The organism is Marinobacter sp. SS5-14b, from assembly GCF_030541005.1.
GTDB lineage: Bacteria > Pseudomonadota > Gammaproteobacteria > Pseudomonadales > Oleiphilaceae > Marinobacter.
In genome coordinates, this window is sequence record NZ_JASSVM010000009.1 from 14,161 (window position 1) to 31,686 (window position 17,526).

Sequence of the window (17,526 nt, forward strand, 5' to 3'; positions counted from 1 at the left end):
CGGCCCTTCGTGCACCCCGGCTGTCAGGGAGCTACCGGAGTCAGTAGTTTGCCCTCCGGGCTGAATACCAGAAGTTGGCGGATTCCTGCTACCTCGACCAGCGCCAACACCTCGTCATCCCGATAGTTCACCAGGTCCAGGAACTCAATCGCCTGCGGCAGTTGTGTGCTCCAGTTCCGATAGGCCGCCTCTTCTTCAGTGCTCCGGCGCGCCAGAATGCCATCACTGCCGGTCACTGCTGCAACACCCGCTTCAAATTCGCCGTTGGTATTGCCGGCAACCAGAATATCACCATCGAACAACACACTACGGCTCAGCGTTTCTGTAGCTGAATCAGCCGGGTCGTTAATGGTATAGGCCACACCGGGTTCGCCACTGGTATTGACGCCCCATACGAAACCCGCCTGGCTGTTCAGCTCCTGAGAGCGGGCCAGTTGATTGTCCTCACCTTCCACTTCAGTGATCGAATAGGCGATTCCGCTCGCGTTGCCCAGCAGCCAGGCATAGCCCGCACCATAGACACCATGGTTTAACTGCTCAGTCTGATCTTGACCCACCTGGAAAAGGGCTGGCCCGGATGCCGCACGGCCACTGGCAAAGAAAGGCCCGACCGAACCGGTACCATCCACAGACACAGGGGCCTGACCAAAAAGCACGGCATTTGAGATATTGGTGCTACCACCAAGCAACTTGTCGGCGCCATTCGAACCAACCAGGCTGACGGCGCTGAGCGCAGCCGCACCGCTCTCATCCTTGATTTCTGCCAGAAACACGTCCGCGCCACCGGAGGGTGATTGCTCTCCCCAACTGCCGGACGTCTCACCCGCAACCATCACAACCGGCTTGCTGCTTTCCGCGGTCAGGCCCACCCAACGAACCAGGTCGTCTGCAGCGGAGCCAGTTTCGAATACCGACGCCCACACACTCTGATAGCTAGTTCCGTCGAACCGATAGAACGCCGTATTCACATCCTCGCCCCCTGACAAACCGGGCGCCGAGTAGCCAACCGCAAGTTCATAGTAAGTCTGGCGAGGCGTTGCACTGATATCCAGCCGGTCCGCAACATCAATATAGATATCCGTGCCGGTGACCCCTGGAGCTACCACAAACGCTTGCAGCAGCGTGGCGGCCTGATCGAATATTCTCACCTCAGCTTCACTGGCGGTATAGCCTGCAACGAACAAACGACCGTTGTGGCCCAACGCGATGTCGGTCGGTGTAAAACCACCGCTGAACGTCTGAGCGGTGACTAACTGATTGAGATTGACCCGTAACAGGCTCTCGTTCTCACCCCGGGCGTAACCCTCTTTACCTGCCTGGAAAAAATTATCCACTCCGAGCCTGAGAAAGCGGTCGTCAAAACCGTCATCAGAGCCGAGGGTGTAGGCGTTGCCCCGGATACGGAATTCAATTTCATTTTTGCCAACCGGAAACACTAATTCCGTGGCCACCACGTCATTCGGGCCGACAATCTCATAATGAGTGCCCAACTGAGCACCGGAATCCCGAGCATCATCAAACTTAACCCGCACTTCACCTTCTCGCTCGCCAGAGAGAATGGCTTTATAGGCAGTGAGCTTTGCAATATCAGGCTCACCATCCGCATTAATGGCATCTTTTTTCCCGCCGTTCAGCGTTTGAACTGACACCACCGGCTCATTATCGGCAATGGTAATGCCTGCCTTGACCTCCGTATCACTGGCGCCGAGAGCGGCAATGCCGGAACGGACTTCGGTCAGGCGAATGCTGGCGAGTTCGCTTGGCTCCGGAATACGGTCATCCACGACTTCCAGCGGGATGTAACACTCTGTGATACCCGGCTCAAGCGTGAGGACACCCCGATCATAAACACCCTGGCTGTTCTGCTGGTAGGTCACGTACGAGAGCAGATTTCCGTTCTCGTCTGTCGGTGCCGCCGAGTTCGAACCACGGGCGACGATATCCTGCCCGATTATCGCTCGACCCGTGTTGGCGGTGCTGTATTCGCAGTTTTTGTGTGGGGCGGTAAAGTTGGAGTCACAACTATCAGGGTTAAAGTCGCTGCCCAGCTCAAAGGCGATGGCAATGCGAGTCACTGAGGGCTGGTCAAGCTCGACTTTGGCGTAAGTTCGGTACGTTTTTTTTGTGATTCTGTTGGACGTATCAAACGAGCCATCATCAATATACACATTGAGGTCAAAAGCATGCTCACCGGTTGGCTCCAGATCGGGCACTGCACAGGCTGCGTCTGAAGGGTCCTTTACTTCCAGCGCTTCACCCTCAGTGACCTCGGAGGCTTCTGCAGACAGGACATTGCGTTTGACTTCGATATCAAAGGGCTGGAACCCGGACATCCGCCCGTCAGTACCGATGACCTCAATGTTCTCACGCTTGCCGAGATCCGCGTCGCCACGGTTACCGCCGGACAGCCCGGGAACGCCCCGCATGATAATGCCCTGCCGCGCCTTGTTGCTGGTGTCTTCCAGCGCCAGCCAGGACGGTGCGTTGGTCAGCGAATAATCGAGAATGCTCTCGCCGCCATAAGCGCCCCAATTGTAGTAGTACTCAACGCCGAGATAGGCTGTGGCAGGCGGCGCACCGATCAAGGTGGGCTGATCCGGATCTTTCTCGGTTTTGCAGCCGGCGACCGCCAGTGCAATAAGAGTCAGGCTAGCCAGACGGCTGGAAAGGACAGTGCGGGGGAGCAAATCGGCGCGCATGCAAAAATCCGTTTCATGACGTTGTTGTTATGGCGGTGCCCGGCCACGATGTCAGGGGGCCGGCTTACACACCGTTACAGATCAACACCATGTTAGCCAATTTGAACCAGACAGGACCTGCGCGAGTTCTCAGATTCACCGGCCAGAGTCTACTCAGCCCCCATCCCGTGTTGGTCCAGTAATGCCAACAGGCCATCTTCGTCGAGTACAGGCACACCAAGCTGTTCCGCTTTGGCAAGTTTTGAGCCTGCCGCCTCACCGGCCACGACACACGCAGTCTTTTTCGACACGCTGCCGGCAACCTTGGCACCCAGGGCCTCCAGCTTCTCTTTTGCCTGGTCGCGGGTCATTCGCGAAAGGGCCCCTGTAAGCACCCAGGTTTCTCCGGCCAGAGGCTGCTCATCGGCCGCAACTACCTGCTCTGTCTGCCAGGCAACGCCCGCCTGTTGTAATGCCTGCAAGGTTTCCTGATTATGAGCCTGGTCAAAAAAACGGCGAATGTGACCAGCCACAATCGGGCCCACATCAGGCACCTGCTGCAATGCCTCTTCATCGGCGCTCGCAATGGCTTCCAGTGTGCCAAACCAGGAGGCCAGAGACTTGGCGGTCGCCTCCCCAACCTCGCGAATGCCCAGAGCGTACAGAAATCGCCACAGTACCGGGTTGCGGGAACGGTCAATGGCAGCAATCAGGTTACCTGCGGACTTGTCACCCATACGTTCCAGGCTGGCCACCTGAAACCTGGTAAGCCGATAAAGGTCCGCAACCGTGGCCACCATACCCTCGTCAACCAGCACCTCGATCAGGCGATCGCCAAGGCCCTCAATGTCCAACGCCTTACGGGATGCGTAGTGGCGAATGGCTTCCTTGCGCTGGGCCGGGCAATACAATCCTCCGGAACAGCGGGCGACGGCCTCACCTTCGAGCTGCACGATATCGGAGTCGCACACCGGGCAGTGTTTAGGCATGGTGACTTCCGGGGCCCCCGCAGGGCGCTTCTCGGCCACCACCTTCACAACCTGGGGAATCACATCGCCGGCCCGGCGAATAAAGACGGTGTCTCCGATATGAACATCCAGCCGGCGAACTTCATCCATGTTGTGAAGCGTGGCGTTGGAGACCGTCACGCCGCCCACAAACACTGGTTTCAGCCTTGCTACCGGAGTCACTGCGCCAGTGCGCCCCACCTGGAATTCAACATCCTCGACCGTGGTCAGCTCTTCCTGGGCCGGGAACTTGTGGGCAATGGCCCATCTTGGCGCCCGGGATACAAAGCCGAGCGTCTGCTGCAAGTCCAGTCGATTAACCTTGAACACAATCCCGTCAATTTCATAAGGCAGGGTATCGCGCTTTGCCATCAGGTCGTTGTAGGCTTCCAGACAGGCGTCAGCGCCTACAGCGAGGCGCATTTCCGGATTGATTCTGAAGCCCCAACCCCTAACTCGTTGCAGGCTGTCCCAGTGAGTTGCTGGTAACTGGTTTTCATCCGTTACCGCCATGCTGTAGGCACACAACTCCAGTGGCCGCCTGGCGGTGACCGTGGATTTTTTCTGGCGCAGACTGCCAGCGGCGGCATTTCGAGGGTTAACGAAGGTCTTTTCGCCCTGAGCCGCCAGTCCCTGGTTGAGTTTTTCAAACCCGGCCCTGGGCATATAAACCTCGCCGCGAACCTCAACCAGATCGGGGAAATCTGAACCCCTGAGCTTCAGGGGAACCGAGGGAATGGTGCGGATATTGGCGGTAATATCTTCGCCGGTATAACCATCACCCCGGGTTGCTGCGCAGGTGAGCAGGCCTTTTTCGTAGTGCAGGCTGACCGCCAGGCCGTCCAGTTTCGGCTCGCAGACATACTCAACGGGCACGTCGGTACCTAGCCGCTCACGAACCCGACGGTCAAAATCCTGCAATTCCTCTTCACTGAACGCGTTATCCAGAGACAGCATCGGCAACCGGTGGGTAACTTCGGCAAAACTGGTCTCAGCGCTGCTACCTACCCGGCGGGTGGGTGACTCTTCAGACGCCAGTTCCGGGTACCTGGATTCCAGAGCCTGGAGTTCGCGAAACAATCGGTCGTATTCTGCGTCCGGAATTTGGGGGTCATCCAGTACGTAGTAATGGTAATTATGGTCATCCAGAGCAACGCGCAGGTCCTCTAAGCGCTGCCGAATATCTGCAGAAATCTGGGTCATCAGGTGGGTGTCCTGGTTGTGCGTTACACCCGGTGGGAACGCTGTTTACGTTCAAATTCACGGATGCGCTGACGGCAGTGCTCGATGGTTTGGGGCGTCATAACACTCCGGCGCTCGTCTTTCAGGTCGCCCCCCATGTTACGAACCACGCACTGGGCTGTTTCGAGCATGAATTCGAAAGCCTGCATCGCATTAGAGGGCCCCGGCAGACTCATGAAAAAGCTGATACCGGGCGTGCTCAGCGACGCCATATCCTGGGGACGGAAGGTACCGGGCTCTACGGCACTTGCGACACTGAACTGAACCGGGGTCGTGGTATCAGCACCCTCGTGGCGGTGGTAGATGTCCATGTCACCATGCTCCAGACCACAGGCTTCAAACAATTTCTTCAGCACGGGCCCCTGAAACTCTGCGCCCTGATGGGCCAGTACGTTAATGACCAGCACTTCCTTGGCTTCCGGCCGGTTAGCGCCAGCCAAAGGCTGATTTTTTGCCGGCCTGGCCACCTGCCTTCTGGCGGTGTCTTCCTCTACCTCAGAAACCTTGCCCACCTCCGGGCGCTCTTCCACTTCCGGATCGTCGCTCTCTTTGGTGGCTTTCGGTTCAGGCGTCGGCGTTTCTGGTTGCGCGGTTTCGCGACGTAACACTCTGGGCGGGCTGAGAATGCCATCGTCGTCATCCTCGGCCATATCCGGAATGGGGTCTTCGTCTTTGCGGTTCGCGCTCCAACCCGACTCCGGCGCAACATCGTCGTCATCGGCGCTGGTGATAGGCTCAGAGGTATCAGATTTCAGATAGCCCTTCTCTTCAAGTGCACCTCTGGAGACGATGCGGGCGCCACCGTTCGGCAATTCGGGGTTGAACTCCCGATCCAGGGGCGATTCCTGAAGATCATCCACCCCCATGCCAGACGAGATCGCCATGGATTCCTTGCGGGCACGATGCATTCGCCGGATGCCATCAATGACAATTCCAAGAATAACCAGGGTACCTATGGCAATTAACCATTCCCTAAGAGACATAATGCGGCTGTCCTGTTTGCAGTTTGGAACGTTGCTACTCTAAGAAAAGCCCGTAATGAATACAACGCACACCGGGCTCAGATGGCGTTATTGTCATGGTTGACGGCTTTTTCGCCAACCCTCAGGCTTCGGCCAGGGCCGCTGCCTCGTCGACATCCACCGACACGAGCCGCGAACATCCCGGTTCGTGCATGGTGACCCCCATCAACTGGTCCGCCATTTCCATAGCGATCTTGTTGTGAGTAATGTAGATGAACTGCACTTGTTTCGACATCTCCTTGACGAGGTTGGCATAGCGCCCGACGTTGGCGTCGTCCAGTGGCGCGTCCACTTCGTCCAGCATGCAAAAGGGCGCCGGATTGAGCTGGAAAATCGAGAACACCAGCGCAATGGCGGTAAGTGCCTTCTCACCACCGGACAGGAGGTGAATGGTACTGTTCTTCTTGCCAGGGGGGCGCGCCATAATCGCCACACCGGTTTCCAGCAGGTCGTCACTGGTCAATTCCAGGTAGGCGTTACCGCCACCAAAGACTTTGGGGAACAGAGCTTGTAAGCCACCGTTTACCTGATCGTAGGTTTCCCTGAAGCGCTGACGGGTTTCCCGGTCGATCTTCCGAATCGCATTATCCAGTGTTTCCAGGGCTTCCATAAGGTCATTATGCTGCTCATCCAGGTAGTGTTTGCGCTCCCCCTGCACCTGGTATTCCTCAATGGCGGCCAGGTTAATGGCACCCAGTCTTTGAATGCGATTGCCGATTTTTTCAAGTTCCTCTGCCCAGGCCTTTTCCTCCGCATCGTCCGGCAACTGCGCGAGCACATCCTGCAGTTTCACGTCGAGCTCTTTGAGTTGCTCAATGTGATTGGCCGAACGAATCTCCAGAGCCTGAGATTCCATTTTCAGCTTTTCCAGGCTGGCACGCACATCCTGAACCACGTGATCGGTGCGGCTTCTGCCCTGCTCCCGGTCCCGCACCTCCCGGTCGATATCTTCAAGCGCATCTCTCGCGGCACTGAGCTTTTCTTCTTCTGCCAGCCGGCGCTCGAGCAGGCCTTCGAGTTGCAACTTGAGGTCTTCAATCGGCTCCTCAGAGCTTTCTCTGGTTTCGCCCAAAACTTCCAGGCGTTCGTCCAGCCGCTCTTTTTGCAACTGCATACGATCAATGGTTTGCTTCAAGCCGTCCCGCTGGCTCTGGAGCGTTTGGAGCTGTAATTGCAGCTGATGAGCATGATCTCTGTCGTGGCGGGCTTCCTGACGCAGCCGGTCGAGGTTCTCTCGAAGGCTGTCACGTTGTTCCAGCAGCCGCTCTTTCTCTTCCTCGCTGTCTTCACTGGAAGCCAGAGCCATATCCCACTCTTCTTTGGCGCTTTGCAGGTGTTCTTTCTGCTCTTCCAGGCTGCTATTGACGTCCTCTATATCGTCCCGGATTCGCGCCAGGCGTGCATCAATCTGTTCTGCACGCGCCTTCAAGGCACTCACCCGAGACGACAATCCACCCAACTCGCGCTCAACGTCACTTTGCCGGTTCTGGGCATCCTCCCGGGCAGCTTCCGCACGCTCCCCCTGCTCCTGCAGCCGCTCCAGGCGAGCGACGGCCACTTCAAGCTGCTGATCGGACTCGGCATGCTGCCGGTGCAACTCATCAACCTTTTTCTGCCGCTCTATGACGCCCACCTGACCCGCTTCGGAATTCGGCATCAACACCCAATCCCGTGCCACCCATACGCCGCCCCGGGTAATCACGCTTCCTGTCGGCCCAAGACTGGAACGACGCGAGAGCGCTTCAGCGGTTGATTCCGCAACCTCTATACCGCCAAGCAGATTCTCGATGCCGGCCAGGCCAGACACCTTTGCGGCCAGGCCGCCCGCCTTCGCGCTGCTATCCGCCTGCCCGGAGATCACGGCCACGCCGTTCGGGGCCTCCGCCAGCGTTTCGCTCAGGTGATCAAGCCCCGGCAAAACAAGCCCTTGGGTAAACCGGCCAATGACCTGTTCGACTGCCAGCTCCCAGCCATCCTCTATCTGCAGATTTGCGGCAACCCGCGGCGCATCGGCCAGACCGCTCTCCTTCAGCCAGGCCTGCAGGCTGTCGTCCTGGCCGCCCAACTGCTCATCCAGCAGTGCCTGTTGCGAATCCAGAGAGGCGCGCAGGCTTTGTACCTGTTGCCGCGCCCCCGCCACTTGCTGCTCTGATTCTTTGAGCTGTTGCCGGGCTTCGTAAACATTATCCTGCAAAGACTGAATGCGCTGTGCCGCTTCTTCCCTTTGAAGCTCGAGGGTTTCCTGCTGCTCCAGCAGGTCCTCAAGTTCTGACCGGTCGAGCTGGCTTTCCAGCACATCCTGCTCATCCTTGAGTTTGCCATGACGGTTCTGCAGCTGGCTGATCGCCTCTTCAAGGGAGCGAATGCGCGACTGGGCGAGCTCTGCCTGCCGGCGGGCATCAGAGGATCGGGTACTGAAAGCCTCCCAACCTTGCTGCCATTCGCCCATGGCATCCTCAGCTTGCTGAAGCTTTTCGCCGGATTCTTCGGAGCGCAGTGCCAATGCTTCCTGCTCGGGCTCGATCATGCCCAACTCTTCCAGAATCGTTGCCAGCTTGTCTTCGTCCTGCTCCAGCTCCCGATGAATTTCGCGCTGGTTAGCGACGGCCTGATCCAGCTCAATGGCAGTCTGACGGCTACGATCACGATGGTGCTCAAGACTTTGCTCTATGCGGGCGATGTCTGCACCGGCCTCATAGTAGCGGGCCTGTGCCCGATTAAAGTGCTCGGTTCGGTCGTGATGGGCATCCCGAAGTGATTCCAGAGAGGTTTCAAGATTTACCCGCTCTGTGAGCAACTTCTCGAGTTCAAGCTCTGTATCGCGGATCTTTTCACGCCAGGTTTGCAGATCATGATCCAGCGCTTTCCACCGAAGTACCGTCAGCTCCGCTTTTTTCTGCCGCTCTTCGTGTTTGTAAGCTTTGTATTTTTCTGCGGCCGCAGCCTGACGCTCCAGATGTTGCAGTTGGCGACCAAGCTCTTCCCGAAGATCAGTCAGCCGTTCAAGGTTCTCCTGGGTTCGCTTGATCCGGTTTTCAGTTTCCCGCCGGCGCTCCTTGTATTTGGAGATACCCGCTGCTTCTTCAATGTATACACGCAGCTCTTCGGGCTTGGCCTCAATCAGCCGGGAGATCATGCCCTGCTCGATAATCGCATAACTTCGCGGGCCCAGACCTGTGCCCAGAAACAGATCGGTGATATCCCGGCGACGGCATTTCGAGCCGTTAAGAAAATACTCGGACTGCCCCTCACGCGACACCCGGCGTTTAACCGAGATCTCGTTGAACTTAACGAACTCGCCAGGAGCCTTTCCTGCCGCGTTATCGAAAACCAGCTCGATGGATGCCTGACCAACAGGCTTGCGGGCACTGGAACCATTAAAGATAACGTCGGTCATGGATTCGCCGCGCAGGTATTTGGCTGAGCTCTCACCCATAACCCAGCGCACGGCATCAATAATATTGGATTTCCCGCATCCGTTGGGCCCGACGACCGCCGTCAGGTTCGTCGGAAACGGCACGGTTGTCGGGTCTACAAACGATTTGAAGCCGGCCAATTTTATGGACTTTAGCCTCATATCAGGCGCTCTCCTCCGTGAGAATGCTCAGCACCAGCTGGCGCTGATGTTCACCAAATTCCCGTATGGCCTGCTGCAGCCGGGCAGGATCATTCTGTAGCGCCGCATCGGCAAGGTGCCGGAAGAATGTCGCGGTTTCCGCCATTTCCCCCCGGAAATGCTCCAGAGCAACATAATAGGTTCGGCTTATTGCAGGGCGAAAGTTCTCCAGAGTTTCCTGAAGAAAGGGGTTGTCGACCAGCCGGTAGGCATACTGAACAACACCAAATCCGGCCTCAATAACTCGCTCAGCGGCGTCGTCAGCATTGGAGTTGAGGGCATCAATTACCGCCCGGAGCTCTTCGACCTGGCTCATCAAGCCGCCCAGTTCATTGCCCGGCCAGCGTTCAAGAACCTTGCGCCCAAGCATGCAGAGCAGGTCAATATAGATATCGTAGAGGGCATTTACAGAGTGGGCAGTGAGCTCAGAGACGACAGCTCCGCGACGCGGAAAAATATCAACCAGATGTCGGCGCTCAAGAATCAGCAAGGCTTCACGTACCGAGCCACGACTCACATTCAGCTCGCCAGCAACCTTCAGTTCCTGAATACGCTCCCCGGGCTTCAGGTCGCGCACAACGACCCTCTGGCCAATATGCTGGGCAATCTGCTCTGAAAGACTCTCTGGCGCCTCAAATCTCATACAACTGCTGCTCGCTTAACACATTCGAGCGCTGGAGTTTATCACAGCGTATGGCGTGCCCCACCCCCTTGTCCGACATTTTGATTGCAGGAATCCGGGGTGGCGGCAACCACGTGCCGGAAAAATGACAACCGGTTAAATCAAAGCCCCTTAAAAAGCGTCAAAATTCCATATCTGAAACCTAGACACATGGTTTTATTGAACTATTTGATCATGGCATTAAACGTGCTTTCACCGACTCATGATTCTTTTTCTGAACAGAGTGAGCTGATGTGAAAAACCTGACATCGATCCAGCCATCAACAACCAAACCAGCGCGCCTGGCCGCGCTGAAGCAGTCATTCCAGGATTGGAGCAGCGGCCCGGACCTGCTGACCAGAGTGACAAAGCGGTTGTCTACGACGCTGTCACTGGAAAGTCAGCTGAGCATGGTTGCCGAGGAGATATCAGCCACCATTCCGTTTGATTCGATGCAATACCGGCACAGAATTGCCCGACAGGATTTCGTTTTTTCCACAGGTATGGGCGGGCCACATCGATGTGAATACCGGCTGACACTTGAGGGCACCCACTATGGCTGCCTCACCTTTCACCGGCGTCAGAAGTTTTCCGATGAGGAACTCGCCGGTATCGAGATGATGCTGTCCGCCGCCATTTGCCCGCTACGCAACGCCTGTCAGTTTATTGCCATTGAGCAGGCCGCTCTGACAGATTCCCTGACCGGCATCGGCAACAAACGCGCTCTTGATGAAGAACTGAAACGAGCAGCAGCGCTTGCAGATCGCCTTGGCGCACCCTGCAGCCTGATTCTGTGTGATCTTGATCACTTCAAGTTGATCAACGACAACCACGGCCACGTCGTCGGCGACCATATCCTGGCAAAGACCGCTGAAAAGCTGGAGCAGGCTATTCGAAACTCCGACACGGTCTACCGGTTTGGCGGTGAGGAGTTTGCAATATTGCTCCCCCACACCGGTGAGAACGAAGCCAGGGACGTTGCCGAGCGGATCCGTATGGCGCTGGAAGCAATTCGTGTGGATGGTGGCGAAACCCCGCTCACGGTAACCGCAAGCTGCGGCGTAGCCATGCACCTGGTTGACGAACAACCTGAGCAGTGGATGGCCCGCGCAGACGAAGCCCTCTATCGCGCCAAAGCAGGCGGACGGAATTGCACCCGGGTGTTTGCCAGCATCTCCTGATACAGCAGGGCTCTATGAGCCCCGGTTGTTCCTGGCTGGGCGGGCATTACCCGCTACGCCCTTTCTGACTGATTTCTTCGGCTTGGCCGGCGCCGATTCGCTGACCTGCCAGCTACCGCGCTTGGAACGCTGGGCGGATTTACCCGGGCTCTTGCGTTGCTTTCGGTCATGTTCCGCCTGCTCACCCGGTGTTTTCTGGGGCACCTCAACGGACTGAAGACCCACGGCACGGCTGAGTAAGTCCACGGCTTTCTGATCCAGCTCTTCCCACTTACCCAGTGTCAGCCTGCTTGGCAAAAAGATTGGGCCATAGCGCACCCGCTTCAGACGGCTGACCCTGACACCCTGTGATTCCCACAAGCGCCGCACTTCGCGGTTACGGCCTTCCAGCAGAGTCACATGAAACCACTGGTTCATGCCGCTGCCGCCGGCCGGAGAAATGTCTGAAAACTGGGCCAGGCCATCATCCAGCAACACGCCTTGCAGCAGACGCTTTTGCATAGCTTCATCGACATCGCCAAACACCCGAACAGCGTACTCCCGGTCAATCTGACTCGACGGGTGCATCAGCCGGTTAGCCAGCTCACCGTCGGTGGTAAAAAGTACCAGGCCTGTGGTGTTGATATCCAGCCGGCCGATGGAGATCCAGCGTTGGTCTTTCAGGCGTGGAAGACGATCAAACACCGTTGGGCGGCCTTCGGGATCTTTCCGGCTGGTCACCTCACCCTCAGGCTTGTTGTAAATCAGCACGCGGCGCACGACCTGGCCCGCCGAGGAGACGTCCAGTTGCTTACCATTAAGCTCAAAGCGATCTGAGATTGTCGCTTTTTGACCCGGCTCTGCTGGCTGGCCGTTTACCAGCAGCTGGCCCGCCTCCATCCAGCCTTCAATTTCCCGGCGCGAACCAATACCTGCCCGGGCCAGAAGCTTCTGAATGCGTTCCGGGCCTTCCGCCAGGGATTTCTCACCACGAGCCGGTTTTTTTCCTGCACCTGGTTTTCCGGGGCTAGATGCCACCATGTGTTCTTTCCTTACTAAGTAGCTGACACCTAAGCAGTGTCAGTGAATTGTCTGTTCTGACGATGCGTCGTCTCCTGAGCCTTCGTCCGTCTGTGACTCAGGATTGCTTGGGGTGGACTCGAATTCGATCTCACCCTGAATATTCTTTTCGATTTCCCGGCCAATCTCTTCCAGATCCCGCACTTCGGACAACGGCGGCAATTCATCGAGGCCAGTGAGATTAAAATAGTCCAGAAACTGCCTGGTGGTGGCGTACATGGCCGGCCTGCCAGGCACATCTCGATGCCCGACAACTCGCGCCCACTCTCGCTCAAGAAGGGTACGAATGATATTGCTGCTTACCGTAACACCGCGAATGTCTTCAATCTCGCCGCGGGTGATCGGCTGCCGGTAGGCAATCAATGCCAAGGTTTCCAGCAGCGCACGGGAATAGCGCTGCGGCTTTTCCTCAAACAAGCGACTCACCCAGGGTGCAAACTCCTCACGCACCTGAAGTCGATAGCCGCTGGCCACCTGTTTCAACTCAAAGCCCCGGCCGGCACAGGACTGCTCCAACATTACCAGGACATGCTCCATCGCCTGACGAGCGGGCCGTTCATCATCCAGAAACAACTCCCTGAGCTGCTCAATGGACAACGGCTTTCCTGCCGCCAGTAATGCTGCTTCTACGATGGCCTGAATTCTTGCTATCTGCTCTTCGTTCATGGCGTTTCGTTATCCTTCAGCTGACGGCTCTGGCACGAACATGAATTGGCCCAAGAACCTCCGCCTGCACAATCTCGATCAACTGCTCCTTGACCAGCTCCAGTGTCGCCAGAAAACTGACCACCACACCCAGCCGACCTTCTTCGACCGTAAACAGGCTTTCAAAGGTCACAAAACGATCTCCCTGCAATACCGAGAGTATGTGTGACATGCGCTCACGGGTAGACAGTCGCTCTTTTTCCACGTGGTGACTGGTGAACAGATCCGCACGTTTGAGTACACCGTGCAGTGCCAGGATCAACTCCTGCATGTCCACATCGGGATGAGGCTGAGACGACGGCATCTTTGGCAGCGCCGCCGAACCTGTAAACGTGTCGCGCTCCACTCTGGGCATCTGGTCGATGTCTTCTGCGGCCTGCTTGAACCGCTCATACTGTTGCAGCCGCCGGATCAGCTCGGCCCGTGGATCCAGCTCTTCATCATCATCGCTTTCCTGGCGCGGCAGCAACATCCGGGATTTGATCTCGGCCAGAGTCGCCGCCATGACCAGATACTCGGCAGCCAACTCGAATCGCATGGATTCCACGGCGCCGATATAGTCCATGTACTGTCGTGTGATTTCGCTGACATCAATCTCCAGTATGTTCATGTTCTGGCGACGAATCAGGTACAACAGCAAGTCGAGGGGGCCTTCGAAGGCTTCCAGAAAGACCGCGAGCGCATCGGGTGGTATATACAGGTCTTTCGGCAAATCCACCAAAGGTTTGCCGGAAACAAGCGCAAGTGGCACCTGCTCCGGGGTTTCTGGCTTTGCTTCAGCCGGCGCCCTGGTATCGTCCGTCATGCCACCGCCCACCTGTCGTTAACCATTGCCGAAGTCGGCTCAGCGATAGCTGAGCCCCATGGCCGCCCGAACCTCTTCCAGAGTATCCCGTGCAGCGTCCCTTGCGTGCTCACGACCTTCCTGCAGAATGGAATGCACAAGATCGGGGTTGCTTTCGTACTCTTTCGCCCGCTCGTGCAATGGCTTCTGTTCTTCAATGATGGAGTCGATCAGCGGCTTCTTGCAGTCCAGACAACCGATGCCTGCGCTGCGACAGCCTTGCTGCACCCAGTCACAGGTTTCCGCGCTCGAATACACTTTGTGCATTCCCCAAACCGGGCACTTCTCAGGTTCACCCGGATCGGTGCGGCGTACTCGCTGGGGATCCGTCTGCATGGTCCGGATTTTCTGAGCAACGCTGTCCTGATCTTCCCGAAGACCGATGTAATTATTGTAGGACTTGGACATTTTCTGGCCGTCCAGCCCCGGCATTTTGGACTCCGGCGTCAACAGTGGCTGGGGTTCCGGCAGGATCACCTTGCCGCCCCCTTCGATGTAGCCATACAGCCGCTCACGGTCACCCAGAGAAATGTTCTGCTGCTCTTTCAGCAGGGCCCGAGCTGTTTCCAGGGCTTCATTATTGCCCTCCTCCTGATAACGCTTCTTCAGGTTGCGATACAGCTTGGCGTTTTTCTTACCCATTTTGACGATTGCCGCCTCGGCTTGATCCTCAAAGCCCGGCTCACGGCCATAGATGTGGTTAAAGCGACGGGCAATCTCACGGGTAATTTCAACATGAGACACCTGATCAGCACCGACCGGAACCTTGCCGGCGCGATACATCAGAATGTCGGCGGTTTGCAGGAGTGGATAGCCCAGGAACCCGTAGGTGGCCAGATCTTTCTCCCGCAGTTTCTCCTGCTGATCCTTGTAAGTGGGAATCCGTTCCAGCCAGCCCAGCGGCGTAATCATCGACAGCAGCAAATGCAATTCGGCGTGTTCCGGCACCTGAGACTGGATAAACATGGTGGAAGAGCCCGGATTAACCCCGGCCGCCAGCCAGTCAATGACCATATCCCACACACTCTGCTCAATACCCGAAGGGTCATCGTACTGGGTGGTTAACGCATGCCAGTCTGCCACGAAGAAGAAGCACTCATACTCGTGCTGGAGTTTCACCCAGTTTTTCAGCACACCGTGGTAGTGGCCGAGGTGCAGCTTGCCGGTCGGACGCATGCCGGACAACACTCTTTGCTGGGAATCGACAGAACTCAAAGCACGAACTCCTTCTGCTGTTTGAAAGGCGCCGGATTTCACCGCGATAATGCGGCCTCTGGAATCAGGCTGACCGGGCATTATAGTCTTAACGCCCGCCTGCGTTAAGCGCGCACTGGTAAAACCGTGCCCCCATAACACAAAACCCCCGGAATTCTTGCGAATCCGGGGGTTTTGGTAAAGGTTGTGAGGTAGCTTACCAGCCAGTCACTTCCTTCAGAGCCTTGCCGATGTCGGCCAGGCTGCGCACCGTTTTAACGCCTGCGTCATTCAGAGCAGCAAACTTCTCGTCTGCGGTACCCTTACCACCAGAAATGATGGCACCTGCGTGGCCCATACGCTTGCCTGGAGGTGCAGTTACACCGGCAATGTAGGAAACCACAGGCTTGGTCACGTTCTCTTTGATGAACGCGGCTGCTTCTTCTTCGGCGGTACCGCCGATCTCACCAATCATCACGATGGCCTCAGTCTGCGGATCTTCCTGCAGAAGCTTGAGGATATCGATGAAGTTGGAGCCCGGAATCGGGTCGCCACCGATACCGATGCAGGTAGACTGACCGTAGCCGAAATCGGTGGTCTGCTTGACCGCTTCGTAAGTCAGGGTGCCTGAACGGGAAACGATGCCCACTTTACCCGGCTTGTGAATGTGCCCCGGCATGATGCCGATCTTGCACTCACCCGGTGTGATCACGCCCGGACAGTTGGGGCCGATCATGCGCACGCCCTGACGATCAACGTATTCTTTCGCATACAGCATGTCGATGGTCGGGATGCCTTCGGTGATGCACACAATCAGCTGGATGCCAGCGTCTGCGGCTTCAATGATGGCGTCTTTACAGAACGGGGCCGGTACGTAGATAACGGTCGCTTCTGCGCCAGTCTGCTCAACAGCTTCACGAACAGTATTAAACACCGGCAGGCCCAGGTGCTTGGTGCCGCCTTTGCCGGGGCTTACGCCGCCGACCATCTTGGTGCCGTATTCAATCGCCTGCTCAGAGTGGAACGTACCCTGCGCGCCGGTAAAGCCCTGGCAGATAACCTTGGTGTCTTTGTTGATCAGGATGCTCATTATTTACCCCCTGCGGCTTTAACGACTTGCTCTGCGGCATCCGCCAGACTGGTGGCGGCGATGATGTTAAGGCCACTGTCAGCCAGTACCTTGATACCCAGTTCAGCATTGTTGCCTTCCAGGCGAACCACCACAGGAACCTTGACGCCCACTTCCTTGACCGCACCGATGATGCCCTCTGCGATCATGTCGCAGCGAACGATACCACCGAAGATGTTGACCAGAACGGCCTGCACATTGTCGTCAGACAGAATGATCTTGAACGCTTCAGAAACGCGCTCTTTGGTCGCACCGCCGCCAACGTCCAGGAAGTTAGCAGGACGGCCGCCAGACAATTTGATGATGTCCATGGTGCCCATGGCCAGGCCAGCGCCGTTAACCATGCAGCCGATGTTGCCTTCCAGGGCTACGTAGTTCAGTTCCCACTTGGCCGCTTCGGCTTCACGAGCGTCTTCCTGGGAGGGATCGTGCATTTCATGGATTTTCTTCTGGCGGTACAGTGCGTTACCGTCTACGCCGAGTTTGGCGTCCAGGCAGTGCAGGTCGCCAGCCGGAGTGATAACCAGCGGGTTGATTTCAACCAGCGCCAGGTCGCAATCCTCAAACAGTTTCGCCAGGCCCATGAAAATCTTGGTGAACTGACCGATCTGCTTGCCTTCCAGGCCCAGTTTGAACGCCAGTTCGCGCCCTTGGTATGGCTGTGCGCCTACCAGCGGATCTACTTCGGCCTTCAGAATTTTCTCAGGGGTTTCTTCAGCAACTTTCTCGATTTCCACGCCGCCTTCGGTGGACGCCATGAACACGATACGACGGGTACCACGGTCAACCACCGCGCCCAGGTAGAGTTCCTGGTCGATATCAGTCAGGGATTCAACCAGAATCTTGCTCACCGGCTGGCCGTTTTCGTCTGTCTGGTAGGTCACCAGCTTCTGGCCCAGCCATTTCTCGGCAAACTCACGGATTTCGTCTTTGTTCTTGACCAGCTTTACACCGCCGGCTTTACCGCGACCACCCGCGTGAACCTGAGCCTTGACAACCCACGCGTCACCACCGATTTCACCGGCTGCGTCGACTGCTTCTTTCGGAGTATCGCAGGCGATGCCCTTGGATACTGGCAGGCCATATTCAGCAAACAGCTGCTTGCCCTGATATTCGTGCAAATTCATAGTTAATGTCCCGTCATTTGATGGAGGATAACCACGTACGGAAAAGAACCCGCAGGCATGC

At 56.8% G+C, this 17,526-nt stretch carries 12 protein-coding genes; 1 reads left to right on the forward strand and 11 read right to left on the reverse strand.

Features of this window, described 5'->3' with window-relative positions:
- Nucleotides 1-23 precede the first annotated feature (23 nt).
- From QPL95_RS16040 to QPL95_RS16060, 5 genes are all read right to left on the reverse strand, one after another.
- Nucleotides 24-2,699, reverse strand: coding sequence for a hypothetical protein (locus tag QPL95_RS16040; protein WP_303291941.1), 2,676 nt, complete (start codon nucleotides 2,697-2,699; stop codon nucleotides 24-26).
- A gap of 149 nt (nucleotides 2,700-2,848) precedes the next feature.
- Nucleotides 2,849-4,888, reverse strand: coding sequence for an NAD-dependent DNA ligase LigA (gene ligA / locus QPL95_RS16045; RefSeq protein ID WP_303291942.1), 2,040 nt, complete (start codon nucleotides 4,886-4,888; stop codon nucleotides 2,849-2,851).
- A gap of 23 nt (nucleotides 4,889-4,911) precedes the next feature.
- Nucleotides 4,912-5,910 (reverse strand): cell division protein ZipA, encoded by a 999-nt coding sequence (gene zipA / locus QPL95_RS16050; RefSeq protein ID WP_303291943.1) that lies wholly within the window; start codon nucleotides 5,908-5,910, stop codon nucleotides 4,912-4,914.
- 121 nt (nucleotides 5,911-6,031) lie between these two features.
- On the reverse strand, nucleotides 6,032-9,526 hold the full coding sequence (gene smc, locus QPL95_RS16055) for a chromosome segregation protein SMC (RefSeq protein ID WP_303291944.1): 3,495 nt from the start codon (nucleotides 9,524-9,526) through the stop codon (nucleotides 6,032-6,034).
- Nucleotide 9,527: 1 nt separating this feature from the next.
- Entirely contained in the window at nucleotides 9,528-10,208 is a 681-nt protein-coding gene (locus QPL95_RS16060; protein WP_303291945.1) for a GntR family transcriptional regulator, read from the reverse strand.
- 272 nt (nucleotides 10,209-10,480) lie between these two features.
- Between QPL95_RS16060 and QPL95_RS16065 the strand changes: the two genes are divergently transcribed.
- Nucleotides 10,481-11,407 (forward strand): GGDEF domain-containing protein, encoded by a 927-nt coding sequence (locus tag QPL95_RS16065; RefSeq protein ID WP_303291947.1) that lies wholly within the window; start codon nucleotides 10,481-10,483, stop codon nucleotides 11,405-11,407.
- 12 nt (nucleotides 11,408-11,419) lie between these two features.
- On the opposite strand, the gene rluB is transcribed toward QPL95_RS16065, so the two are convergent.
- From rluB to sucC, 6 genes are all read right to left on the reverse strand, one after another.
- Nucleotides 11,420-12,427 (reverse strand): 23S rRNA pseudouridine(2605) synthase RluB, encoded by a 1,008-nt coding sequence (gene rluB, locus QPL95_RS16070; RefSeq protein ID WP_303291948.1) that lies wholly within the window; start codon nucleotides 12,425-12,427, stop codon nucleotides 11,420-11,422.
- Nucleotides 12,428-12,466: 39 nt separating this feature from the next.
- A complete protein-coding gene (gene scpB, locus QPL95_RS16075; RefSeq protein WP_303291949.1) occupies nucleotides 12,467-13,132 on the reverse strand; it encodes an SMC-Scp complex subunit ScpB in 666 nt (221 codons plus the stop codon).
- Nucleotides 13,133-13,148: 16 nt separating this feature from the next.
- Nucleotides 13,149-13,976, reverse strand: coding sequence for a ScpA family protein (locus tag QPL95_RS16080; protein WP_303291950.1), 828 nt, complete (start codon nucleotides 13,974-13,976; stop codon nucleotides 13,149-13,151).
- A gap of 39 nt (nucleotides 13,977-14,015) precedes the next feature.
- Nucleotides 14,016-15,230, reverse strand: coding sequence for a tryptophan--tRNA ligase (locus tag QPL95_RS16085; RefSeq protein WP_303291951.1), 1,215 nt, complete (start codon nucleotides 15,228-15,230; stop codon nucleotides 14,016-14,018).
- A gap of 196 nt (nucleotides 15,231-15,426) precedes the next feature.
- Nucleotides 15,427-16,299 (reverse strand): succinate--CoA ligase subunit alpha, encoded by an 873-nt coding sequence (gene sucD, locus QPL95_RS16090; protein WP_303291952.1) that lies wholly within the window; start codon nucleotides 16,297-16,299, stop codon nucleotides 15,427-15,429.
- Nucleotides 16,299-17,465 carry an ADP-forming succinate--CoA ligase subunit beta gene (sucC, locus tag QPL95_RS16095; protein ID WP_303291953.1) on the reverse strand — a complete coding sequence of 389 codons (1,167 nt, stop codon included), beginning with the start codon at nucleotides 17,463-17,465 and terminating at the stop codon, nucleotides 16,299-16,301. Before sucC ends, sucD begins: the two co-directional genes overlap by 1 nt.
- Between the last annotated feature and the right edge of the window lie 61 nt (nucleotides 17,466-17,526).

What these genes read in the sequence shown, in the direction of transcription:
- QPL95_RS16060 (WP_303291945.1), bottom strand. Translation starts at nt 10,208, where the DNA reads ATGAGATTTGAGGCGCCAGAGAGTCTTTCAGAGCAGATTGCCCAGCAT.
- ligA (WP_303291942.1), bottom strand. Translation starts at nt 4,888, where the DNA reads ATGACCCAGATTTCTGCAGATATTCGGCAGCGCTTAGAGGACCTGCGC.
- scpB (WP_303291949.1), bottom strand. Translation starts at nt 13,132, where the DNA reads ATGAACGAAGAGCAGATAGCAAGAATTCAGGCCATCGTAGAAGCAGCA.
- QPL95_RS16080 (WP_303291950.1), bottom strand. Translation starts at nt 13,976, where the DNA reads ATGACGGACGATACCAGGGCGCCGGCTGAAGCAAAGCCAGAAACCCCG.
- rluB (WP_303291948.1), bottom strand. Translation starts at nt 12,427, where the DNA reads ATGGTGGCATCTAGCCCCGGAAAACCAGGTGCAGGAAAAAAACCGGCT.
- sucC (WP_303291953.1), bottom strand. Translation starts at nt 17,465, where the DNA reads ATGAATTTGCACGAATATCAGGGCAAGCAGCTGTTTGCTGAATATGGC.
- sucD (WP_303291952.1), bottom strand. Translation starts at nt 16,299, where the DNA reads ATGAGCATCCTGATCAACAAAGACACCAAGGTTATCTGCCAGGGCTTT.
- QPL95_RS16040 (WP_303291941.1), bottom strand. Translation starts at nt 2,699, where the DNA reads ATGCGCGCCGATTTGCTCCCCCGCACTGTCCTTTCCAGCCGTCTGGCT.
- smc (WP_303291944.1), bottom strand. Translation starts at nt 9,526, where the DNA reads ATGAGGCTAAAGTCCATAAAATTGGCCGGCTTCAAATCGTTTGTAGAC.
- zipA (WP_303291943.1), bottom strand. Translation starts at nt 5,910, where the DNA reads ATGTCTCTTAGGGAATGGTTAATTGCCATAGGTACCCTGGTTATTCTT.